Origin of the sequence: Streptomyces sp. DT2A-34 (genome assembly GCF_030499515.1) — a bacterium.
GTDB lineage: Bacteria > Actinomycetota > Actinomycetes > Streptomycetales > Streptomycetaceae > Streptomyces.
Genome location: NZ_JASTWJ010000001.1, coordinates 4,472,227 through 4,493,749, shown reverse-complemented (window position 1 = coordinate 4,493,749; position 21,523 = coordinate 4,472,227). Strand labels below are relative to the sequence as shown.

Below are 21,523 nucleotides of genomic sequence, written 5' to 3'. Positions count from 1 at the left end.
GTGCCGGCGAGCGTGTGGTCGTACGGCCCGGGCGGAACGATCTCGGTGCCCTCGGGCGTTGGAATCGGCAGGACGACGGGGGTGGCGATGACGCGCGCGAGCGGTACGCAGGACGGGCCGGTGGTGCTGAGCAAGGACGGGCTGCCGGCCTGGCTGGATCCGGTGGTGCGGGTCGTGGAGACGGTCGAGCCGTTGCAGCTGAGCCGGTTCCTGCCACCGAAGAGCGGCGCGGGACGCCAGTCCGCCGTACTGATCCTCTTCGGCGAGGGCGAGCACGGGCCCGAGCTGCTGCTCATGGAGCGGGCCAGCTCGCTGCGTTCGCACGCCGGCCAGCCCTCCTTCCCGGGCGGCGCCCTCGACCCCGAGGACGGTGACCCGAAGGCCGACGGGCCGCTGCGCGCCGCTCTGCGCGAGGCCGAGGAGGAGACCGGGCTCGATCCCGGCGGCGTCCAGCTCTTCGGCGTGCTGCCCAAGCTGTACATCCCGGTCAGCGGCTTCGTCGTCACGCCCGTGCTGGGCTGGTGGCGCGAGCCGAGCCCGGTCGACGTCGTCGATCCGAACGAGACGGCACGCGTCTTCACCGTTCCCGTGGCGGATCTCACGAATCCGGACAACCGCGCCACGACCGTCCATCCCAGCGGCCACCGAGGTCCGGCATTTCTGGTCGAATCGGCCCTGGTCTGGGGTTTCACGGCCGGAATCATCGACCGTCTGCTCCATTTCTCGGGCTGGGAGCGACCCTGGGACCGGGAGAAGCAGGTCCCGCTCGATTGGCGGTCATGACAGGGTGTCTGCCGTGCTGTGTTGCCCGGGGCGCCCCTGCCCTCGGTCCCCCGGCCGTCCTGTGGTGATCGGAAAGTGACGAGGCGAGGCCTGAAGCAGTGAACGTGGTGGACATCCTGTTGCTGGTCGCCGCCGTGTGGTTCGCGATCGTGGGCTATCGCCAGGGTTTCGTCGTCGGCATCCTCTCGGTGATCGGTTTCCTCGGCGGCGGCCTCGTGGCCGTGTACCTCCTTCCGGTCATCTGGAACACGCTGACCGACAACGCGGAGGTGAGCACGACCGCCGCCGTCGTCGCGGTCGTCGTCATCATCATCTGCGCCTCCGTCGGCCAGGCCCTGACCACCCACCTGGGCAACAAGCTGCGCCGGTACATCACCTGGTCCCCGGCCCGCGCCCTGGACGCCACCGGCGGCGCCCTCGTCAACGTCGTCGCCATGCTCCTGGTGGCCTGGCTGATCGGCTCCGCCCTCGGGCAGACCACACTGCCGGGGATGGGCAAGGAGGTCCGCAGCTCCAAGGTGCTGCTGGGCGTCGCCGAGGCGCTGCCCGACCAGGCCGACACCTGGTTCAAGGACTACACCTCGGTCCTCGCGCAGAACGGCTTCCCGCAGGTCTTCAGCCCGTTCGCCAACGAGCCGATCAAGGAGGTCGCACCGCCCGACCCGGCTCTGGCGGGCAGCCCGGTGGCCACCCGCGCCCAGCGCTCCATCGTCAAGGTGATGGGCACGGCGACGAGTTGCGGCAAGGTCCTGGAGGGCACCGGCTTCGTCTTCGCGGACCGCCGCGTCATGACCAACGCGCATGTGGTCGGCGGCGTCGACGAACCCACCGTCCAGATAGGCGGTGAGGGCAAGCGGTACGACGCGACGGTCGTCCTCTACGACTGGGAGCGCGACATCGCCGTACTCGACGTGCCGGACATGAAGGCGCCCGCTCTGCAGTTCACGGCCACCGACGCCGAGAGCGGCGACAGCGCGATCATCGCGGGCTTCCCGGAGAACGGGGCGTACGACGTGCGTTCCGCGCGCGTGCGCGGGCGCCTGCCGGCCAACGGTCCGGACATCTATCACCGCGGCACCGTGCACCGTGATGTCTACTCGCTGTACGCGACCGTCCGCCAGGGCAACTCCGGCGGCCCGCTGCTCACGCCCGAGGGCAAGGTGTACGGCGTGGTCTTCGCCAAGTCCCTCGACGACGCCGAGACCGGCTACGCGCTCACGGCGGACGAGATCCAGGAGGACATCGTCAAGGGCCGTACCGCCAACCAGCAGGTGTACAGCGACAGCTGCGCGCTCTGACGGTCGGTCGAGGTCAGCCGCGCGGTTGGCGCAGGCGCACCGAGACCCAGCGGGCCCGGCGGCGCAGAATGCGCGGAATGCCCACCCGGGGGTCTGCGCCCGGCATCTGCTGGGCGCTCCCTCGCTGGTGGGGGCTCAGCCCATTGGCCGAGCGGCGATTGCGTGCTGCGTCACTGTAGTCGTGCGTCCAGCCCATACCCCGACGTCTGCCCCTGCCCCAAGGTCCATAACCGCCTCCAGGGCCCCCAATTGGCCTATGCGCCGGGCAATTGGCTGTTCGTAGGACACGTGTTCAGTTCCGGATACCGGGCGCATCGGCGCGGTCACCGATCGGGTTCGGGGTCTTTCAGCCAATTGATCAGTTCGGTCGAGAATGCGACCGGGTCTTCCTCGTGAGGGAAGTGCCCCAGCCCGTCGAACAGCCGCCAGCGGTACGGCGCTTCGACGTACTCGCCCGAACCGGCCGCGCTGCGCGTGCGCATGACGGGGTCGAGGGAGCCGTGCAGATGCAGCGTCGGCACGCGCACCGGTCGCTTCATGCGCCGGTTGAACTGGATGCCGTCGGGGCGGGCCAGCGAGCGCACCATCCAGCGGTACGGCTCGATGGAGCAGTGCGCCGTCGACGGGATGCAGATCGCGCGGCGGTACGTCTCCACCGCCTCGTCGTCCGGCAGGCGCGGGCCCGACCAGTCCCGGATCAGCCGGGCGACGAGCGCCCCGTCGTCGGCCGTCAGCTGCCGCTCGGGAATCCAGGGCCGCTGAAACCCCCAGATGTAGGAACTCGCACTTGTCTGCTTGACGTCCGAGAGCATCGCCGAGCGCCAGCGCCGGGGGTGCGGCATGGACGCGACCGCGAGCCGCCGCACGAGCTTGGGGCGCATCACGGCCGCCGTCCACGCCAGGTATCCGCCCAGGTCGTGCCCGACCAGCGCGGCGTCGGGCTCGCCGAGCGAGCGGATCACGCCGGTGATGTCGAGGGCGAGGTTGGCCGGGTCGTAACCGCGCGGCGTACGGTCGCTGCCGCCGACGCCCCTGAGGTCCATGGCGACGGCCCGGAAGCCGGCGTCGGCGAGGTCGACGAGCTGGTGCCGCCAGGTCCACCAGAACTGCGGGAAGCCGTGCAGCAGCAGCACCAGCGGGCCGTCGCCCATCTCGGCGATGTGGAAGCGCGCACCGTTGGCGGCTACGTCCCGGTGTGTCACCTCTTTCCCGCCGGGGAGGTCCAGTCGTACGACTGAGGCAGGTTGCGCCGAAGGGGTGGCGGGATCGGTCATGACGACGAGCGTGCCACAGCCTCGATGGCCGCGGGCGCCCGGTCCTCCAGCTCCGGCGTCGTCGCCGGGCCCGGACGCGGGTGCGGCTTGGCCTTCTGCAGGACGCCCGCCGTCTCCTTCATCGAGGCGGCGACCTTCTGCGGCCCCTTGCTCTTCTTGGCCTTCTTCGCGAAGACGACGCCGATCAGCGCGAGGACCGCGGCGACCAGGACGTTCGCGGCGAAGGACAGCAGGAAGCAGATCGCGAGGTTCCAGTCGCTCCAGGTCCGAATGCCGTACGCCAGGGCGAAGTTCAGCATCGGCAGGGAGAACACCAGCACCGCACCGGCCAGCGTGAACGCGCCGCCGCTCGTCGCGCCGCGCTTGACGTCCTGCTTGAGCTGCGCTTTCGCCAGTGCGATCTCGTCGTGCACCAGCGCCGACATCTCGGTCGTCGCCGAGGCGAACAGCTGGCCGATGCTGCGTTCGGCGCCGACCGGGCTGCCGTCGGGTGCGCTCATCGCGGTCTCCCTCGTAGTTACGGTTCCGTCTTCTGCCTGACTGCGTACGGTTCCGTCTTTTGTACCGTCCCGTCAGATCATGCCCGACGGTGCTCCTCCTCGCTTGCCCCGCCCGCCACTTCGGCAAGCGCGTGGCGTGCGGCGGCCTGTTCCTCGGCGATACGGCGGTGCTCGGCGGCCTTACGGTCGTGGATGGCGGCCATCCGCAGGTGGTACTCCGGCGTGTCCTGCTCGTAGATGTCCGGAATGCCGTCCGCGTCCTCGTCGCGCTCCTCGGCCTCGACCATCCTGCGGTACTTGGCGTTCCGTATCTTCAGCAGCACCGTCGCCAGGAGCGCCGCGGTGAGGGACCCGAGCAGTACGGCGACCTTGATCTCGTCGGTCATCGCGGCGTCGCCCTCGAAGGCGAGTTCGCCGATGAGCAGCGAGACGGTGAAGCCGATGCCGGCGAGGGCCGCGACGGCGAACACGTCCGCCCACTCCAGGTCGTCGCTGAGCGAGGCCCTGGTGAAACGTGCCGTCAGCCACGTACCGCCGAAGATGCCGAGCGTCTTGCCGACGACCAGCCCGAGGACGACCCCGAGCGTCTCCGGCTGGGTGAACACATCGCCGAGCGCGCCGCCGGAGATGGTCACACCGGCGCTGAACAGCGCGAACAGCGGCACGGCCAAGCCCGCCGACAGGGGGCGTACGAGGTGCTCGATGTGCTCACCGGGGGAGTGCGGCTCGTCCTCGTGCCGGGTGCAGCGCAGCATCAGACCCATCGCCACGCCGGCGATGGTGGCGTGGACGCCGCTGTTGTACATCAGCCCCCAGATCACGAGGGCGAGCGGGACGTACACGTACCACCCGCGTACGCCCTTGCGCAGCAGCAGCCAGAAGACGGCCAGGCCGACGACGGCGCCGCCGAGCGCGGCGAAGTTGATCCGGTCGGTGAAGAAGACCGCGATGATCAGGATCGCGAACAGGTCGTCGACGACGGCGAGCGTGAGCAGGAAGGCGCGCAGCGCGCTGGGGAGGGAGGTGCCGATGACGGCCAGGACGGCGAGCGCGAACGCGATGTCGGTGGCGGTCGGGACGGCCCAGCCCGCCGACGAGCCGCCCCCGGCGACATTGGTCAGCATGTAGACGAGCGCGGGCACCGCCATCCCGCACAGCGCGGCCACGACCGGCAGTACGGCCGCCCTGGGGTCCTTGAGATCGCCGGCGACCAGCTCACGCTTGAGCTCGATCCCCGCGACGAAGAAGAAGATCGCGAGGAGCCCGTCGGCGGCCCAGTGCTCGATGGACAGGTTCAGGCCGAGGGCCTCGGGTCCGAGGTGGAAGTGGCCGACGCTCTCGTAGCTGTCGTGCAGTACCGGGATGTTCGCCCAGAGCAGCGCGGTGATCGCGGCGACGAGCAGCAGCACACCACCGACGGTCTCGGTACGCAGCGCCTCCGCGACGAAGTTCCGCTCGGGGAGGGACAGCCGTCCGAAGACCTTGCGGACGGGGGCGGGGGCGGGGGTGCGGGGCGCGGGCACGGGGGAGACCTCCGGTCGGTGGGCATGACGGATCACATGCCGACCAGACTTCCCGGCGCACCTGAGGTTGAGATTGTTTTGCTTAGCTTACCTAAGGGTGCGCCGGAGTGCATCCGTCGAGCTCCACCGTACGTAGACGAAGGCACCCGGCGCGCTTGTCGCCGAGTGCCCTCGATGGCCGAACTCAGTCTTGGCCGTGGTGAGTGTCGGCCGGGTGGTCAGTGTCGGCCGGGCTCAGTCCTCGCTGGGTGCGGCGGGGAGCTTGGCCTGGATGAGGTCCATGACCGTCGAGTCGGTCAGCGTCGTCACATCACCGAGCTGGCGATTCTCGGCGACGTCCCGCAGCAGACGGCGCATGATCTTGCCGGAGCGGGTCTTGGGCAGCTCGGCCACCGGCAGGATCCGCTTGGGCTTGGCGATCGGGCCGAGGGTGGCGCCGACGTGGTCGCGCAGTGCGTTGACGAGGCCCTCGTCCTCGGCGTTCGCCGTGCCGCGCAGGATGACGAAGGCGACGATGGCCTGCCCGGTGGTCTCGTCGGCGGCGCCGACGACGGCCGCCTCCGCGACGGACGGGTGGGAGACCAGGGCGGACTCGACCTCCGTGGTGGAGATGTTGTGCCCCGACACGAGCATGACGTCGTCGACGCGGCCCAGCAGCCAGATGTCGCCGTCGTCGTCCTTCTTCGCCCCGTCACCGGCGAAGTACTTGCCCTCGAAGCGCGACCAGTACGTGTCGAGGAACCGCTGGTCGTCGCCCCAGATGGTGCGCAGCATCGACGGCCACGGCTCGGTCAGCACCAGATAGCCACCACCGCCGTTGGGCACCTCGTTCGCCTCGTCGTCGACGACGGTCGCGGCGATGCCGGGCAGCGGTGTCTGCGCGGAACCCGGCTTGGTGGCGGTGACGCCCGGCAGCGGGGAGATCATCATCGCGCCGGTCTCGGTCTGCCACCAGGTGTCCACGATCGGCGTCCGGTCGGCGCCGATGTGCTTGCGGTACCAGATCCACGCCTCGGGGTTGATCGGCTCACCCACGGAACCCAGCACGCGCAGGCTGCTGAGGTCGAACTTCGCGGGGATGTCGTCGCCCCACTTCATGAACGTACGGATGGCGGTCGGCGCCGTGTACAGGATCGTCACCCCGTACTTCTGCACGATCTCCCAGAACCGGCCCTGGTGCGGGGTGTCCGGCGTGCCCTCGTACATGACCTGCGTCGCGCCGTTCGCCAGCGGCCCGTACACGATGTACGAGTGCCCGGTGACCCAGCCGACGTCGGCGGTGCACCAGTACACGTCCGTCTCCGGCTTGAGGTCGAAGACGGCGTGGTGGGTGTAGGCCGCCTGGGTGAGGTAACCGCCGGAGGTGTGCAGGATGCCCTTCGGCTTACCCGTCGTACCGGACGTGTAGAGGATGAACAGCGGCTGCTCGGCGTTGAAGGCCTCGGGGGTGTGCTCGGCGGACTGCCGCTCGACGATCTCGTGCCACCAGACGTCACGGCTGTCGTCCCAGGCGACGTCCTGGCCGGTGCGCCGTACGACGAGCACGTGCTCGACGTTGTCCACCTTGCCGATCGCCTCGTCCACGGCCGGCTTGAGCGCGGACGGCTTGCCGCGCCGGTAGCCGCCGTCGGACGTGATGACGACCTTGGCGTCCGCGTCCTGGATACGGGTGGCGAGCGCGTCCGCCGAGAACCCGCCGAAGACGACGGAGTGCGCGGCCCCGATGCGGGCGCACGCCAGCATCGCGACCGCCGTCTCGGGAATCATCGGCATGTAGACGGCGACCCGGTCGCCCTTCTGAACGCCCAACTCCAGCAGGGCGTTGGCGGCCTTGGAGACCTCGTCCTTGAGCTCGGCGTAGGTGAGGGCGCGGCTGTCGCCGGGCTCGCCCTCGAAGTGGATGGCGACCCGGTCGCCGAGCCCGGCCTCCACATGCCGGTCCACGCAGTTGTACGCGACGTTCAGCTCGCCGTCCTTGAACCACTTCGCGAACGGCGGGTTCGACCAGTCCAGCGTCTCCGTCGGCTCCTTGGCCCAGGTCAGCCGACGGGCCTGCTCGGCCCAGAAGCCGAGCCTGTCAGCCTTGGCCTGTTCATACGCCTCCGCGGTGACATTGGCGTTCGCTGCCAGGTCGGCGGGGGGTGCGAACCTGCGCTCTTCCTTGAGCAGGTTGGAGAGGGAAGGATTCTCGGTCACTGTCCCATCTCCTCCCTCAGCAGGTTGGCCAGGCTTTCGTTGCTCACGACATCTCCCTTTCCCAGGGTGTCCGTTGTGTCCCAGGCCACAGCTCATCAGACCCGGGGGTCCGATGACAAGGGTCGACGGAAAAATTGGTTTAGACCTATCGGCAAGGTGGGCCAGGGCGGCCCGGAGGTTCTTTCGGCGCCGGGGGTCATCCGTTCCCACGGACGCCGCACGGACGCGGTTCAGCTCTGTAATCCCTTTCACATTCCGGATCACACTCCGGGGCCGTCGGCCCCTTCACATGAAGCGCGGCCCCGCGTCGAGCGGGGCCGCGCGCACCTCTCCGCCTCAAGCCGACAGATCCGCCACGCCCACGTCGTCGAACACCTCGTCCTCGTTCCCCTCGGCGAGCAGATACGCCTGCGCCTCGCCCACGTGGAAGTACATCCCGTGCAGCTCCAGCACCCCCGCCCGCAGGGCTTGGGCCACCGACTCGTGGGCGCGCAGGTGCTCCAACTGCTGGACCACGTTGGTCAGGCAGAGCTGCTCGACCGCGTCGGCCGGTGCCCGCCCGGCGAGTCTGGGCCACGGCCGGCTCTCGTCGGACATCCGCTCCAGGCTCGGCAGCCCGTGCCGCAGCCACCGCCGCAGCGGGGTCTGCGGACCACCGGGCTCGGAGTTGAGCAGCGCCTGCATGGCCCCGCACCCCGAGTGCCCGCACACCGTGATGGACCGCACCTGCAGCACGTCCACGGCGTACTCGATCGCCGCCGCCACCGAGTCGTCCCCGCTCTCCTGGCCGGGCTGGGGGCACCTCTCGGCGTTGGCTGGGGGAGGAACGAGGTTGCCGACGTTGCGCACCACGAACAGGTCGCCTGGACCACTGGAGGTGATCATCGACGTGACCAGCCGTGAGTCCGCGCAGGTCAGGAACAGCTGGGAGGGCTGCTGCCCCTCACGCGCCAGCCGCGCCAGCTCGCTCCGCACCAGGGGTGCGGTGTTGCGCTGGAACGCGCTGATGCCGCGTGCCAGTTGACGTGCGCTCGGTCGACTCCCTTCGGCTCCGCCGGACCCGTCGGCTCTGCTCTCACCGGGTCGGCCGGGCCGGGCGGGCCCGTCGGCACCGCCGGCCTCGCCGACCGCGTCGAGCTCGCCCGCGGTACTGGGGGCGTCGCTGTCGCAGGGCACGTCGCCGGCCCTGTCGCTCTCGCCATCGCCGGTCCCGGTCGCCCGCGCCTCCCCGGGGTGTCCGTCCTGGGACGTGACGGACTCCGGGATCTCGCACTGGTGGTTGCGCCAGGCCGTCCAGGGGTGACACCGGCAGTCGGCCGACTCGGCGGCGTTCCTCCCGGCGTCGAGATGGAGGCCGACCGGTCCCGTCGGCTCGCCGATCCGGACCCCGGCCCTGCGGCCGATCAGCTCGACGGAGCCGCCGTGCGCGGTGTGCGTGTTCTGCCAGTCCTGCAGTGACTCGTACGCCGCGTGGTCCATGAACGAACCGTCCAACTCCACGACGACGTCAGCGCCTTGGGGTACGAGATGCAGGGCCCGGCTGAGCCGTGGCACCGCGAGGAACGTCAGCTGCCCTCGTACATGTACGTGATGGACTCCTTCCTTCTCGTCATGCGTGATCCGGGTGCGGGTGAGGCGGTGCAGGGCGACGGCGACGGCCATGGCGATGCCTACCGCCACGCCCTCCAGGACGCCGAAGAACACCACGCCGAGGGTGGTGACGGCGTACACCAGCACCTCTCGGTGGCGGGTCACCGTGCGGATGTGGTGCAGGGACACCATCTGGATGCCGACGGCCATCACCAGGGCGGCGAGCGAGGCGAGCGGGATGAGCTCCAGGATCGGGACCATCAGCAGCGCGGCGACTACTACGAAAACGCCGTGCAGCATCGTGGAGTTCCGGCTCACGGCACCGGCTTGCACATTCGCCGAACTTCGCACCGCCACCCCGGCCACGGGCAGGCCGCCGAGGGTGCCGGAGACGATGTTCGCGGCGCCCTGTCCGAGCAGTTCGCAGTCCAGATTGGAGCGGCCGACGCGAGCGGACTGGCCGGGGCGGGCGGCGACCAGATCGGGACGGGAGGCGACCAGCTTGTCCACCGCGACCGCCCCGAGCAGCGACTGCACGCTGCACACCAACGTGATGGTGAGCACGGCGGCGGCGAGCCCGAGCACCGAGCCCTCGGGGAGCCCGGCCAAGGCGTGGCTGCTCCAGGACGGCAGGTCGACCTTGGGCAGGGTGAGCCCGGCGAGCGAGGCGGTGGCGGTGGCACCGGTGACGGCGACGAGCGGGGCGGGGACCTTGCGCAGGAGGCGTCCGACGCGCCCGGGGATGCGAGGCCAGAGCAGCAGCAGGGCCAGTGTCAGCGCGCTCACCGACACGGCGGCCGGGTGCACGTTCGCCAACTGGGCGGGCAGCGCCCGGAGGTTGTCGAGGACGGCGCTCTGCGGGGTGCTGCCCAGGACGATGTGCAGCTGCGCCACGGCGATGGTGACACCGATGCCGGCGAGCATGCCGTGCACGATGGCGGGGCTGACGGCGAGGGCGCTGCGGGCCACGCGCAGGCAGCCCAGGCCCAGTTGGGCGAGGCCGGCCAGCACGGTGATGGCGCAGGTCGTCCGCCAGCCGTAGCGCTGGATGAGGTCGGCGGTGACGACGGTGAGCCCGGCGGCGGGACCGCTGACCTGGAGGGGCGAGCCGCCGAGCCATCCGACGACGATGCCTCCGACGGCGGCGGCGACGAGGCCGGCCTGGAGGGGCGCGCCGGTGGCCAGGGCGATGCCGAGGGACAGGGGCAGTGCGATCAGGAAGACCGCGATCGAGGCCGACACATCGGCGCCCGCGATGCGGAAGCGGCGGGGCCGGGTCGGGGGCGGACTGTGGGGCTCGTGGATGCGCTTCTCTCGACGTGGGTCGTCGGCGCGGGTGGGGACGCAGGCAGACATGTTTCCCGTCTCCTCCGGGGCAGCGCGGTCGCGGATCTGGTGGTCCCTCGCTCCTGGGCGAGGGGTCGGGTCGCGGCCGTGTGGTCACGGCATGCAGCGGCGGGATGCATCAACACTCGGTAAACGGATCGTAATGCAGAGTAAAGGCCCGGAATAGATTTTCCGAGCAAATGGACTAATAAATCCTCCTAAGGAGTGAAGTGGCTCATTAGTCGGCTTGTCGTACTAATTCCTTCTCGGTCCCGTGCGACCTTGGCGGCGCTGCCGGCACCCGAGAGAAGGAAGAAGGTGGACGGAACATGGCCGCCACCCGCAGGTTCGCCGCCCCCCGCAGGATTTCCGCGACGCACGGGGTCGTCGTGACGCACAGGATCGCCGCGGGTACCGCGATCGCCGCGGTCTGCGCCGTATCACTCGCCGGTTGCTCGACCGGCACCGAGCCGATCCGGCAGGGGGCGCCCGGACCGCAGAAGCCGCAGCCGGCGGCGCCCGCGCCCCACAGCGCGGTCCGCCTGATCGGCGACGGGTCCACCGCGTACACCGGAGCGCAGCCACACCTGCCCAGACCCGAACGCCTGAGGTCAGGTCAGAAGCCCCCGCAGTTCGTGGTGTTCTCCTGGGACGGCGCCGGCGAGGACGGCCAGAGGCTGTTCTCCCACTTCCGCGGGGTCGCCAAGGCGAACAACGCGACGATGACGTACTTTCTCAGCGGCGTGTACATGCTGCCGGACCACAAGCGTGACCTGTACCGCCCGCCGCAGCACTCCCCGGGTCGCTCGGACATCGGCTTCAACGACGCGGAGGGCATCGCCGACACCGTGAAGCAGCTGCGTCTGGCATGGCTCGAGGGCAACGAGATCGGCACCCACTTCAACGGCCACTTCTGCGGCAGCGGCGGCGGAGTCGGCGAATGGTCGGTCGAGGAGTGGAAGGACGAGATCACCCAGGCGAAGAGGTTCGTGAAGTCCTGGAAGACCAACACCGGCATGGCGAACGCGGCCCCCCTGCCCTTCGACTACGACAAGGAACTCATCGGCGCCCGCACGCCCTGTCTGGAAGGCCGGAAGAACTTCGTCAAGGCCGCCCGCGAGATGGGCTTCCGCTATGACTCGAGCGGCGTCAACAATCAGGTCTGGCCCGCGAAGAAGGGGGGCCTGTGGGACCTGTCGATGCAGCTCGTGCCCTTCCCCGGGCACTCCTACGAGCAGCTCACCATGGACTACAACTTCATGGTCAACCAGTCGGGCACCACGAGCCAGGGCGACCCCGCCAAGTACGCCTTCTGGGGCGACCAGATGCGGGACGGCCTGCTCATGGGCTTCGGCCGGGCCTACGACGGCAACCGAGCGCCCCTGATCATCGGCAACCACTTCGAGTCCTGGAACGGCGGCACCTACATGCGCGCCGTCGAGGACGTCGTCGAGGCCGTCTGCAACAAGCCCGACGTGCGCTGCGTCTCCTTCCGGCAGCTCGCCGACTGGCTGGACGCCCAGGACCCGACGGTCCTGAAGAAGCTGCGCACGCTCGGGGTCGGCGAGGCCCCGAAGCAGGGCTGGGCGTCCTTCCTCTCGGGGCGCCCCGCCCCGGCCCCGAAGGGGGCGCCCGGGGCGCCGGCGGTCAAGCAGTAGCAGTCAGAGCGGTCAAGCAGGAGCAGCCGGAGCGGTCAAGCAGGAGCAGTCAGAGGCGAGTTGCCCTTACGCAGGCCGGTCATGCTCTCACCGCGTGCCTCACCGAGCACGAACCCGGGGTCGATCTGCGCCGTCAGGTCGGCCCCGGCGCGCTCGTTTCCCCAGGACTGGGCGTTCTTCAGATGGAAGTGCACCATCTGGCGCGTATAGCGCTCCCAGTCCCGCAGCTCGTACGTCGCGTCCACGGTCGTGCGCAGCCGGCGCAGGGCGAGGTGGTTGGCGTCCTCCAGGAGCTCGAACCGGGGCGGGCGGCCCTTCTCCATGGCGCGCACCCAGTCCGAGTGCCCGACGGTCACCAGCAGGTCGTCCCCGACCTCGGCGCGGAGGAAGTCGAGGTCGTCCTGCCCCTGCACCTTGTTGCCGACGACCTTCAGGACGACACCGAAGTCGCGGGCGTAGTCCTTGTACTGGCGATAGACGCATACCCCCTTCCGGGTCGGCTCGGCGACGAGGAACGTGATGTCGAAACGGGTGAACATGCCGGAGGCGAAGGAGTCCGAGCCCGCCGTCATGTCGACCACGACGTACTCGTCGGGGCCGTCCACGAGGTGGTTCAGGAACAGCTCCACCGCACCCGTCTTGGAGTGGTAGCAGGCGACCCCCAGGTCGGAGTCCGTGAAGGGGCCGGTGACCATCAAACGGACGGCGCCGCCGTCGAGTTCCACCGGCCGGGCGCAGGCGTCGTACACCGGATTGTTCTCGCACACCCGCAGCAGCCGCGATCCCTCGCCGGGCGGCGTCGTCTTGATCATCGTCTGGGCGGAGGCGATCCGCGGATTGGAGCCGCGCAGGTAGTCCTTGATCAGCGGCAGCCGCTCGCCCATCGCGGGCAGCGCGGCGGCCTCCCTCTCGTCGAGGCCGAGCGCGGCTCCCAGGTGCTGGTTGATATCGGCGTCAACGGCGACGACCGGCGCGCCTGTGGCGGCGAGGTGGCGGACGAACAGGGAGGACAGGGTGGTCTTGCCGCTGCCGCCCTTCCCGACGAAAGCAATTTTCATGTTCACGAAGGGTAGTGGGACGATAGCTGTATGTGGCAGGCGTGCGTGAAGAAGGCCACTCGATCGTGGGGTGCGGGCCCGGGGTGCGTAATGTCGTACTCATGAGTACGACAGGTGCGACCGCCGATCCGCTCGCGGCCCTCGGTTCACTGCCCGGTGTGCCCGAGTCCGTGGAGTCCGTGCGCAAGGCCGTGGACCGGGTCTACGGGCACCGGATCATGCGGCGTCGCAGCAACGAGATCACCTCCGAGGCGGCCCTGCGTGGCGCCCGTGGTTCCGGGGCGCTGTCGGGTGCCGACTGGGCGCTCGAAGAGGTGCGTCGGCGTACCGACTTCAGCGGTGACGACGAGGCGCGCGTCATGGGTGCGGCCCTGCGGCTCACGGCCGAGGCGGGCCAACTGCTGTCCATCTGGCGGCAGTCACCGCTTCGGGTGCTGGCGCGGCTGCACCTGGTGGCGGCGGCGAGCAAGGACGACAAGGTCGGGCGACCGCGCCAGGAGGGCGAGTCGGTCGAAGAGCCGCTGGTCGAGCTGCCGCTGCCGAGCGCGGCGGAGGTGCACGGCCGCCTGGAAGGCCTGTCCGAGCTGATCATCGCCGGTGGATCGGCGCCCGCCCTGGTGACGGCCGCTGTCGTGCACGGCGAGATCCTCGCGCTGCGCCCCTTCACTTCCCGCAACGGCCTCGTCGCGCGCGCGGCCGAGCGCATCGTCCTGGTCGGCAGCGGCCTCGACCCGAAGTCCGTCTGCCCGGCGGAGGCCGGCCACGCCGAACTGGGCCGCGCGGCCTATCTGGCGGCGCTGGACGGCTATGTCTCCGGCACCCCCGAGGGCATGGCCGCCTGGATCGCCCACTGCGGCAAGGCCATCCAGCTCGGCGCACGCGAGTCGACGGCGGTGTGCGAGGCGCTGCAGCGCGGGGCGGCGTAACGCGCGTGAGCGAGTGTGGGTCGTGGTGACGCACGCGCGTGTGGGGCGACGTGACGCAAGAGGTGTGGGTCCGTCGTAGCGCACGCGCGCGTGAGGCGTCGTACGGCGGTCCGAGAGTCGTAGGGCACGATAAAAGCCCCCGTACGGGGGCTTTTATAAGTTGCGGCGGTACGAGGATTCGTACCGCCGCTGGCATGTCCACCGGGTTACCAAGCGTCCTCGATATGTTGCCCATCAGGTGGGGAACTTTGCCCGTCACCTGGTGTGGCTGGCCCGTAATCGACGGGTCGACGTCGCGTGGGTGCCCGGTGTTCATGCTCGGTCCGTGGGGCCAAATGCGTATTAAAGGTGATCCTCGCGGATGTCCTTGGTCTCGCGGGCCGTTGAGTCCTTTGTACTCCAGGACCCAACCAAGCGGAAGGCCTGGTTGCCGTTCTTTACTTTTGCTCTCAAAACTGCGTCAAACGGGCGCCGATACCTCGAACTGGGCACACGGAAACCGGGAGACGCAGGTCAGGTGAGAGCCGTACGGCGTCGACTCGCGTACCAGACCAGCCCTGCGGTGGCCGCGGCGGCTCCTACGGCTGCCGCCGCGACAAGAGCGGGTCGCGGCGGCACGGAGAAGGAGGGAATCCGCTGCTTGAGCCGGACCGGGCGGTGGAAGTCGAGAATCGGCCACCCGCGCGTGAGTGCCTCGCGGCGCAGCGCGCGGTCGGGGTTCACGGCGTGCGGGTTGCCCACGGACTGAAGCATCGGCAGGTCGGTGGCTGAATCGCTGTAGGCGTAGCAGCGGGAGAGGTCGTAGCCCTCGGACTCGGCCAGCTCCTTGATCGCCTCGGCCTTCGTCGGGCCGTAGGCGTAGTACTCCACCTCGCCGGTGAAGCAGCCGTCGTCGCCCACGACCATGCGCGTGGCCACCACGCGGTCGGCGCCGAGCAACTCGCCGATCGGCTCGACCACCTCGGCACCCGACGTGGAAACGATCACGACGTCGCGGCCGGCGGTGTGGTGCTCCTCGATGAGGGAGGCGGCCTCGTCGTAGATGATCGGGTCGATCAGGTCGTGCAGCGTCTCGGCGACGATCTCCTTGACCTGCTGGACGTTCCAGCCGCGGACGAGCGCGGAGAGGTACTCGCGCGTGCGCTCCATCTGGCCATGGTCCATACCGCCCAGGCGGAAGACGAACTGGGCATATGCGGTCCGCAAGGCGGCCCTGCGGTTGATCAGACCGCCTTGGTAGAAGGACTTGCTGAACGTGAGCGTGCTCGACTTCGCAATGACCGTCTTGTCCAGGTCAAAGAAGGCCGCTGTGCGGGGCAAGGAGTGGTTTTCCACAACCGAGAGCATAGGGGCAGCCCATTCGGCGTAAGGTGGGCGCGTGGGTTTGCCTGAGAGGGCTCTCGGGTACACCATGGAAGTCACGGATCGTTCGCGACCGTGCTAACCCGGTCCGACTCCTCCCCCCGAGTCGGCCGTGGAGACGACCCCCGCTCTCCCCGGCGGGGGTCGTCGCATGTCCGGGTGGGTTTTCCTCTTCTGAACGCGGCCGCGAGGCCGAGGCGAGGCGGCTGCGGCCGCCTCTTCGGCATGCCCATGATCCGTGACTGTGTGTAGCTGTCGCGCTGCTCTGCGGAAGTCGCACAGGGGTCGGTGCAGGGGTCACCGGTATGGGTGACGGCCATATTCACAACCGCCGAGTTGTCCACAGTTATCGACCAAGATCCACACGATTTTCGGGATCGCTGCACCGTGATTCCAGCGCGTCCCGCTCAGGCCGACTTCATGGCCGGTTCTGGTTAGTCGGGCGAGTTTGGCCGGTTCGTATCGGCCGTTCATATGGAGGCCGGTTGCCGGTTCTTCACACGTTTGGGAATCGCGGGGCCGCAGGGCCACGCGAGTGATGCAGCGAAGGGGGATGGAAACCGTGACCGCAGCCGTCACACACGATCAGCCGCCCGCCGCCTCCGGGCAGCCGGGCAAACCGTTGATCGTCACGGAGGACGCCGACCTGCTCGACGACCTGCTGCGCCTGTGCGCGGCGGCCGGCGCCACACCGGAGGTCCACCACGGGGTGCCCGAGCCCCGAGGCAGTTGGGAGGCCGCGCCGCTCGTCCTGGTCGGTGACGACGCCGCACGCCGCGTGCGCGGAGCCGGCCGCAGACGGGGAGTGGTGCTGGTCGGCCGGGACCAGGACGACTCGGGCGTCTGGCGCAGGGCCGTCGAGATCGGCGCCGACCACGTCCTGATGCTGCCCGACGGCGAACAGTGGCTCGTCGACCGCATCGCCGATGTCGCGGAGGGCGTCGGCCGGCCCGCCCTCACCGTCGGGGTCATCGGCGGCCGCGGCGGGGCCGGAGCATCCACGCTCGCCTGTGCCCTCGCCGTCACCGCCGCGCGTGAAGGGCTACGCACGCTGCTTGTGGACGCCGATCCCCTGGGCGGTGGACTCGACGTCCTCCTCGGCGGCGAGGCCGTCGACGGCCTGCGCTGGCCCGCCTTCGCCGGCTCGCGCGGGCGGCTCGGCAGCGGCGCCCTGGAGGAGTCCCTGCCGAAGCTGCACTCCCTACGGGTCCTGAGCTGGGATCGCGGCGACTGCCTCGCCGTCCCGCCGCAGGCGATGCGAGCGGTACTCGCCGCGGCCCGGCGCCGGGGAGGCGCCGTCGTCGTCGACCTGCCCCGCCGTATCGACGACGGCGTCGCGGAGGCCCTCGCCCAGCTCGACATGGGGATCCTCGTGGTCCCCGCCGAACTGCGCGCCCTCACCGCCGCCCGGCAGGTGGCCTCCGCGGTCCGGATGGTCCTGCGGGATCTGCGGGTGGCGGTACGCGGGCCGTACGCGCCCGGGCTGGACGACCGCGAGGTGGCCCGGTTGCTGGAGCTGCCGCTGGTGGGGGAGGTGCCGGTCGAGGCGGGACTGCTGCGACCGCATGAGACCAAGGCTCCGCCGGGGACGGTGGGGCGGGGGCCGCTGGCGCGGTTCTGCGGGGAGTTCTGGGAGCGCGCGTTGCTTGAGGCGAGGGCGGCATGAGGGGCGGCGTGAGCAGCGGCACGAGTGACGGCGTGAGTACGGCTGCGGGGCTCGGGCTCGAGTGGGTGAGCGGTGGCGCGGGTGGTTCGGTGCGGGCGTCCCCCGAGCGGTGGCGGTCGTGCGGGACGGCGGCCGGGAGGGTGCGTAGGGCCACGCCGCGATGGGCGTTGGACGGTTCCGCGAGTGACGCTGTCGCGCGGGCTCGGGTGTCGGACGGTTCGGTGAGTGACGCTGTCGCGCGGGCTCGGGTGTCGGACGGTTCGGTGAGTGCTGGTGTGGTGCGGGCCCGGGTGTCGGACGGTTCGGTGAGTGCTGGTGTGGTGCGGGCCCGGGTGTCGGACGGTTCGGTGAGTGCTGGTGTGGTGCGGGCCCGGGTGTCGGACGGTTCGGTGAGTGCTGGTGTGGTGCGGGCCCGGGTGCCGGACGGCTCGACGAGCGCCGCTGTGGTGTCGCGCGTGGCGGAGGGCGCTGCGAGTACGTCCACTGGGCGGTGGGAGCCGGTCGACCGGGCCGGTCCGTCGGCTGGGCGGTGGGCGTCGGCCGGGGCCGCGGCCGGGGTGGGCATGCCGACGGGGCTGCTCGACGGGGTGCGGCAGTGGCTGGTCGAGAGCGGGGCCGAGCCCACGCCCGCGCGCGTGGCGCAGGCCCTGCGGGAGCAGGGCAGGGTGCTGGGGGATGCCGAAGTCCTCGGGGCGGCCGAGCAGCTGCGGTCCGAGCTGGTCGGGAGCGGCCCGCTGGAGCCACTGCTCGCCGATCCGTCGGTGACGGATGTGCTGGTGTCGGCGCCGGAGCGGGTCTGGGTGGACCGGGGCGGGGGCCTGGAGCTGACCTCCGTGTCCTTCCCGGACGCGGCGGCCGTACGACGCCTTGCCCAGCGCCTGGCCGCGGTGGCCGGGCGGCGGCTGGACGACGCGCGCCCCTGGGTGGACGCCCGGCTGCCCGACGGGACCCGGTTGCACGCGGTGCTGCCACCGGTCGCCGTCGGCTGTACCTGTCTGTCGCTGCGGGTCGTACGGCCGCGGGCGTTCACGCTCGACGAACTGGTCGCGGCGGGCACGGTGCCGCCGGGCGGCGACCGGGTGCTGCGGGCTCTGGTCGACGCGCGGCTGTCCTTCCTCATCAGCGGCGGGACCGGCAGTGGCAAGACGACGTTGCTGAGCGCGTTGCTCGGGCTGGCCGGGTCAGGCGAGCGGATCGTGCTCGCGGAGGACTCGGCGGAGCTCAGGCCGGACCATCCACATGTCGTACGGCTGGAGAGCCGACCCGCCAACCAGGAGGGCGCCGGGCTCGTCAGCCTCGAGGACCTGGTGCGGCAGGCGCTGCGGATGCGGCCGGACCGGCTGGTCGTGGGCGAGGTGCGCGGACCGGAAGTGGTCCATCTGCTGGCCGCCCTGAACACCGGTCACGAAGGAGGCTGCGGGACCGTCCACGCGAACGCGGCGGCCGACGTGCCGGCCCGGCTGGAGGCGCTCGGTACGGCGGCCGGGCTCGACCGGGCCGCGCTGCACAGCCAGTTGGCGGCCGCGCTGTCGGTCGTACTCCATCTCGTGCGCGACCGGGCCGGGCGGCGGCGGATCTCGGAGGTGCATGTGCTGGAGCGGGACCCGTCGGGGTTGGTGCGGACGGTGCCGGCGCTGCGCTGGGGCACGGAGGCGTTCGCGTACGAGCGGGGGTGGGAGCGGCTGCGGGGTCTTCTTCGGGGCGCAAGTGATGAGGCGTGTGTGCCGTGATCGTGATCGCGAGGGTGCGGGGCCGCGGAGATGGGGCGTGGTGACCGTGAGGGGTTCCGAAGCGGTGAGGAGTCGGTGGCGTGAGGGGGTCGGTGGTCTGAATGGGTGAGATGTCGTTGGGCGCGGCAGCGGCGTGTCTCGGGGCGGCGGTCTGGTTGCTGGGCGGGCGGAACTCCGGGACGCGGCGGGCCGAGTTGCTGCTTGCGGGCGGTGGGGTGGTGGGAGCCGGGCCGCCCGACTGGCGGCGGATGGCCGGGGAGCTGCGGCGGCTGCGGGGGCGGTTGCGGGCCGAATGGTGGGCGCCGGCCGTCGGGCTGGTGCTGGGTGTGCTGGGGGCGTCGTTGCTGCCGGTCGTCGCGGGGGCGGCCGGGGTGCCGTTGCTGCGGAGGGTGCGGTTGGCCCGGGAGGCGCGCCGGACGCGGGAGCGTTGCGGGGACGCGGTGATCTCGCTGTGCGGGGCGCTTGCCGGGGAGGTACGGGCCGGGCGGCAGCCGGGTGAGGCGTTGCTGCGGGTGGCACGGGACTGCGGTGGGCTCGGTGAAGCGCAGGCCGCGGTGCTGGCGGCGGCGCGGTTCGGCGGGGACGTGCCGGGCGCGCTCACCTCCGCGGCACGGCAGCCGGGCGCCGAGGGCCTGTCGGGCTTGGCGGCGTGCTGGCGGGTGGCCGTCGACCAGGGCGCGGGGCTTGCGGCCGGACTCGACCGGCTGGAAGGGGCGCTGCGGGCGGAGCGGGACCAACGTGCCGATCTGCGCGCCCAGTTGGCGGGGGCTCGGTCGACCGTGGCGATGCTCGCCGGGTTGCCGGTCCTGGGGCTGCTGCTGGGTGCCGTGATGGGCGCCGACCCGCTGCATGTGCTGCTGCATACCGGGGCGGGGCTCGGGTGCGTGGTGGTCGGCGGAGTGCTGGAGGGGCTGGGGATGTGGTGGGCGATGTGGATCGTGAGGGGAGCGGAGGCGGCGTGAGGACTGGGGTGAGTCGGGGCGTGCGAAGGAGACGGCGGCATGAGGACGTGGGCGGGCCGGGGCGTGCGAGGGAGGCGGCGGCGTGAGTGCGGAGGTTGTCCACAGGCTGGGGGCAGCCCTGGGGGCGGCGTTGGTCGTCGGGTGGCTGTTGCGGTGGCCCGTGGCGGCGCGGCGCGAACGGAGGGTGCGACGACGCCTGGCCGAGTTGATGACGACTGCCGACGTGACGTCGATACGTCGACGGTTCGACGTCCGGCAGGGGATGAGGCGAGGGCTGCCCATGGCGGCGGTCGTGGGCGCAGGCTGGGCGCTGGTCGGCGGCGTCGCGGGCCTGGCAGTGGGACTGATCGTCGCGGGCGGGCTGTGGACGTGGCGGCGTCGGCAGGGGGCCGGTGGCGTCGAGGAGGAGCCCGACGCCGGTGAGGTGGCTCGCCAGCTGCCGCTCGCCGCCGATCTGTTGGCGGCCTGTATCGCGGCGGGAGCCGGTCCGGTGATCGCGGCGCAGGCCGTGGGCGAGGCCTTGGGCGGTCCCGTCGGGGACGGGCTGGCGCGAGGGGCGGCGGAGGTGCGGCTCGGCGGTGAACCGGGCGAGGCGTGGCGACGGCTGGCCTCGATGCCGGGGGCCGGCGCGCTGGCGCGGTTGCTCGAAAGAGCCGGTGTGTCGGGGCTTCCGGCGGCCGGACCGGTCGCTCGGCTCGCCGCGGAGGCCCGCGCCGACTGGGCGCGCTCCGCGACCGAGCGGGCCCGGCGGGCGGCCGTCATGGTCACCGCGCCGGTGGGGCTGTGCTTCCTGCCCGCGTTCATCGCGGTGGGCGTGGCGCCGGTGGTGATCGGGCTTGCGGGCGGGGTGCTGGGAGGGGGTGGTGGATGAGGAGGTGAGGGGCGGCGACGGCCGTCGGTCAGTAGACGGGTTCGGAGTTCGGCAGTAGGCGAGTTCGGGCTTCGGCAGCAGACGTTCAACAGCTGGTTTCAACAGGACTGAGCCTTACGGGGGTTGAGATGTACAAGGTGGTACGGGCACGGATGCGTGCGCTGGTGTGCAGGATGCGGGCGGCGCGGCGGGACACGGGGATGGTCACCTCCGAGTACGCGATGGGGATCGTGGCGGCGGTGGCGTTCGCCGTGGTGCTCTACAAGGTCGTGACGAGCGGGCAGGTCAGCGCGGAGTTGCAGGCCATCGTGAAGCAGGCACTCGATGCGCGGATGTGAGCGGGACATTGCGCGGGGAACGGACCGGGGTGCCGGTCGGGGGCCCGGTCGGGGATCGGATCAGGGGTTCGTGACGGCGGAGTCGGCTGTCGTGCTGCCCGTGCTGGTGATGTTCGCGATGGCGCTCGTGTGGGGGCTGCTCGTGGTGGCCGCGCAGATCCAGTGCGTGGACGCCGCCCGTACGGGCGCCCGCGCGGCGGCCCGGCAGGACCCGGCCGACGCGGTCATCGAGGTGACCCGTGAGGCGGCACCGCGCGGCGCGACGGTCACGGTCGGCCGGGAGGGGGACGAAGTCCGCGTGGTCGTCGTGGCAAAGCCGCCGGTGCTGCGTGGGCTCCCCTTCGAGGTACGGGAGGAAGCCGTGGCGTCCGCGGAGGAGTTGGTGGGGGCGGGGACATGAGAGGGGGGTTCACAGTGGGGATCGGGCCTGTCGCCGGACGACGATCTGCGCGCGGGACGTCG

The 21,523-nt window shown here is 70.9% G+C and carries 18 protein-coding genes; 10 read left to right on the top strand and 8 right to left on the bottom strand.

Annotated elements, in window-relative coordinates:
* The first annotated feature begins 87 nt into the window (after positions 1 to 87).
* Positions 88 to 783, top strand: a complete 696-nt coding sequence (locus QQM39_RS19735; protein ID WP_301998396.1) for a CoA pyrophosphatase — start codon at positions 88 to 90, stop codon at positions 781 to 783.
* Between the two features lie 98 nt (positions 784 to 881).
* The gene (locus tag QQM39_RS19730) at positions 882 to 2,081 is read left to right on the top strand and encodes a MarP family serine protease (RefSeq protein WP_301998394.1); all 1,200 of its coding nucleotides are present in this window, start codon (positions 882 to 884) and stop codon (positions 2,079 to 2,081) included.
* A gap of 13 nt (positions 2,082 to 2,094) precedes the next feature.
* Here QQM39_RS19730 and QQM39_RS19725 read toward each other — a convergent pair whose 3' ends face one another.
* The 6 genes from QQM39_RS19725 to QQM39_RS19700 all read right to left on the bottom strand — a co-directional run bounded on the left by QQM39_RS19725 (position 2,095) and on the right by QQM39_RS19700 (position 10,520).
* Positions 2,095 to 2,277 (bottom strand): hypothetical protein, encoded by a 183-nt coding sequence (locus QQM39_RS19725; RefSeq protein WP_301998393.1) that lies wholly within the window; start codon positions 2,275 to 2,277, stop codon positions 2,095 to 2,097.
* 127 nt (positions 2,278 to 2,404) lie between these two features.
* Positions 2,405 to 3,355 carry an alpha/beta fold hydrolase gene (locus QQM39_RS19720; RefSeq protein WP_301998391.1) on the bottom strand — a complete coding sequence of 317 codons (951 nt, stop codon included), beginning with the start codon at positions 3,353 to 3,355 and terminating at the stop codon, positions 2,405 to 2,407.
* Entirely contained in the window at positions 3,352 to 3,855 is a 504-nt protein-coding gene (locus QQM39_RS19715; protein ID WP_301998389.1) for a phage holin family protein, read from the bottom strand. Before QQM39_RS19715 ends, QQM39_RS19720 begins: the two co-directional genes overlap by 4 nt.
* A 77-nt stretch (positions 3,856 to 3,932) precedes the next feature.
* Positions 3,933 to 5,378: a Na+/H+ antiporter NhaA gene (gene nhaA, locus QQM39_RS19710; RefSeq protein WP_301998387.1), complete on the bottom strand. Its 1,446-nt coding sequence runs from the start codon at positions 5,376 to 5,378 to the stop codon at positions 3,933 to 3,935.
* Between the two features lie 234 nt (positions 5,379 to 5,612).
* Positions 5,613 to 7,574 carry an acetate--CoA ligase gene (gene acs, locus QQM39_RS19705; RefSeq protein ID WP_301998384.1) on the bottom strand — a complete coding sequence of 654 codons (1,962 nt, stop codon included), beginning with the start codon at positions 7,572 to 7,574 and terminating at the stop codon, positions 5,613 to 5,615.
* A gap of 336 nt (positions 7,575 to 7,910) precedes the next feature.
* Positions 7,911 to 10,520, bottom strand: coding sequence for a bifunctional SulP family inorganic anion transporter/carbonic anhydrase (locus tag QQM39_RS19700; RefSeq protein ID WP_301998383.1), 2,610 nt, complete (start codon positions 10,518 to 10,520; stop codon positions 7,911 to 7,913).
* 299 nt (positions 10,521 to 10,819) lie between these two features.
* Between QQM39_RS19700 and QQM39_RS19695 the strand changes: the two genes are divergently transcribed.
* Positions 10,820 to 12,148, top strand: coding sequence for a hypothetical protein (locus QQM39_RS19695; RefSeq protein ID WP_301998381.1), 1,329 nt, complete (start codon positions 10,820 to 10,822; stop codon positions 12,146 to 12,148).
* Between the two features lie 35 nt (positions 12,149 to 12,183).
* Here QQM39_RS19695 and QQM39_RS19690 read toward each other — a convergent pair whose 3' ends face one another.
* Positions 12,184 to 13,206, bottom strand: coding sequence for an ATP-binding protein (locus QQM39_RS19690; RefSeq protein ID WP_301998378.1), 1,023 nt, complete (start codon positions 13,204 to 13,206; stop codon positions 12,184 to 12,186).
* 101 nt (positions 13,207 to 13,307) lie between these two features.
* On the opposite strand from QQM39_RS19690, the gene QQM39_RS19685 reads away from it, so the two are divergent.
* Positions 13,308 to 14,132: an oxidoreductase gene (locus QQM39_RS19685; protein WP_301998375.1), complete on the top strand. Its 825-nt coding sequence runs from the start codon at positions 13,308 to 13,310 to the stop codon at positions 14,130 to 14,132.
* Between the two features lie 513 nt (positions 14,133 to 14,645).
* Here QQM39_RS19685 and QQM39_RS19680 read toward each other — a convergent pair.
* Entirely contained in the window at positions 14,646 to 15,479 is an 834-nt protein-coding gene (locus QQM39_RS19680) for an HAD family phosphatase (RefSeq protein ID WP_301998373.1), read from the bottom strand.
* A gap of 568 nt (positions 15,480 to 16,047) precedes the next feature.
* On the opposite strand from QQM39_RS19680, the gene ssd reads away from it, so the two are divergent.
* From ssd to QQM39_RS19650, 6 genes are all read left to right on the top strand, one after another.
* Positions 16,048 to 17,160 carry a septum site-determining protein Ssd gene (gene ssd / locus QQM39_RS19675; protein ID WP_301998371.1) on the top strand — a complete coding sequence of 371 codons (1,113 nt, stop codon included), beginning with the start codon at positions 16,048 to 16,050 and terminating at the stop codon, positions 17,158 to 17,160.
* A gap of 563 nt (positions 17,161 to 17,723) precedes the next feature.
* On the top strand, positions 17,724 to 18,890 hold the full coding sequence (locus QQM39_RS19670) for a TadA family conjugal transfer-associated ATPase (protein WP_302003645.1): 1,167 nt from the start codon (positions 17,724 to 17,726) through the stop codon (positions 18,888 to 18,890).
* Positions 18,891 to 18,991: 101 nt separating this feature from the next.
* Positions 18,992 to 19,852 carry a type II secretion system F family protein gene (locus QQM39_RS19665; RefSeq protein WP_301998369.1) on the top strand — a complete coding sequence of 287 codons (861 nt, stop codon included), beginning with the start codon at positions 18,992 to 18,994 and terminating at the stop codon, positions 19,850 to 19,852.
* Between the two features lie 82 nt (positions 19,853 to 19,934).
* Positions 19,935 to 20,723, top strand: coding sequence for a type II secretion system F family protein (locus tag QQM39_RS19660; RefSeq protein ID WP_301998367.1), 789 nt, complete (start codon positions 19,935 to 19,937; stop codon positions 20,721 to 20,723).
* A gap of 128 nt (positions 20,724 to 20,851) precedes the next feature.
* Positions 20,852 to 21,061, top strand: coding sequence for a DUF4244 domain-containing protein (locus QQM39_RS19655; protein ID WP_301998365.1), 210 nt, complete (start codon positions 20,852 to 20,854; stop codon positions 21,059 to 21,061).
* Positions 21,048 to 21,461: a TadE family type IV pilus minor pilin gene (locus QQM39_RS19650; RefSeq protein WP_301998362.1), complete on the top strand. Its 414-nt coding sequence runs from the start codon at positions 21,048 to 21,050 to the stop codon at positions 21,459 to 21,461. The genes QQM39_RS19655 and QQM39_RS19650 overlap by 14 nt, the downstream gene beginning before the upstream one ends.
* The last annotated feature ends 62 nt before the right edge of the window (positions 21,462 to 21,523 follow it).

Bases quoted from the DNA above. Each gene is read 5' to 3' on its own strand.
- QQM39_RS19680 (WP_301998373.1), bottom strand. From the start codon at position 15,479: ATGCTCTCGGTTGTGGAAAACCACTCCTTGCCCCGCACAGCGGCCTTC.
- QQM39_RS19700 (WP_301998383.1), bottom strand. From the start codon at position 10,520: ATGTCTGCCTGCGTCCCCACCCGCGCCGACGACCCACGTCGAGAGAAG.
- QQM39_RS19725 (WP_301998393.1), bottom strand. From the start codon at position 2,277: ATGGGCTGGACGCACGACTACAGTGACGCAGCACGCAATCGCCGCTCG.
- QQM39_RS19670 (WP_302003645.1), top strand. From the start codon at position 17,724: ATGCCGACGGGGCTGCTCGACGGGGTGCGGCAGTGGCTGGTCGAGAGC.
- QQM39_RS19685 (WP_301998375.1), top strand. From the start codon at position 13,308: ATGAGTACGACAGGTGCGACCGCCGATCCGCTCGCGGCCCTCGGTTCA.
- QQM39_RS19665 (WP_301998369.1), top strand. From the start codon at position 18,992: ATGGGTGAGATGTCGTTGGGCGCGGCAGCGGCGTGTCTCGGGGCGGCG.
- QQM39_RS19650 (WP_301998362.1), top strand. From the start codon at position 21,048: ATGCGCGGATGTGAGCGGGACATTGCGCGGGGAACGGACCGGGGTGCC.
- QQM39_RS19695 (WP_301998381.1), top strand. From the start codon at position 10,820: ATGGCCGCCACCCGCAGGTTCGCCGCCCCCCGCAGGATTTCCGCGACG.
- QQM39_RS19690 (WP_301998378.1), bottom strand. From the start codon at position 13,206: ATGAAAATTGCTTTCGTCGGGAAGGGCGGCAGCGGCAAGACCACCCTG.
- QQM39_RS19735 (WP_301998396.1), top strand. From the start codon at position 88: ATGACGCGCGCGAGCGGTACGCAGGACGGGCCGGTGGTGCTGAGCAAG.
- QQM39_RS19655 (WP_301998365.1), top strand. From the start codon at position 20,852: ATGTACAAGGTGGTACGGGCACGGATGCGTGCGCTGGTGTGCAGGATG.
- QQM39_RS19720 (WP_301998391.1), bottom strand. From the start codon at position 3,355: ATGACCGATCCCGCCACCCCTTCGGCGCAACCTGCCTCAGTCGTACGA.
- QQM39_RS19715 (WP_301998389.1), bottom strand. From the start codon at position 3,855: ATGAGCGCACCCGACGGCAGCCCGGTCGGCGCCGAACGCAGCATCGGC.
- ssd (WP_301998371.1), top strand. From the start codon at position 16,048: ATGGAAACCGTGACCGCAGCCGTCACACACGATCAGCCGCCCGCCGCC.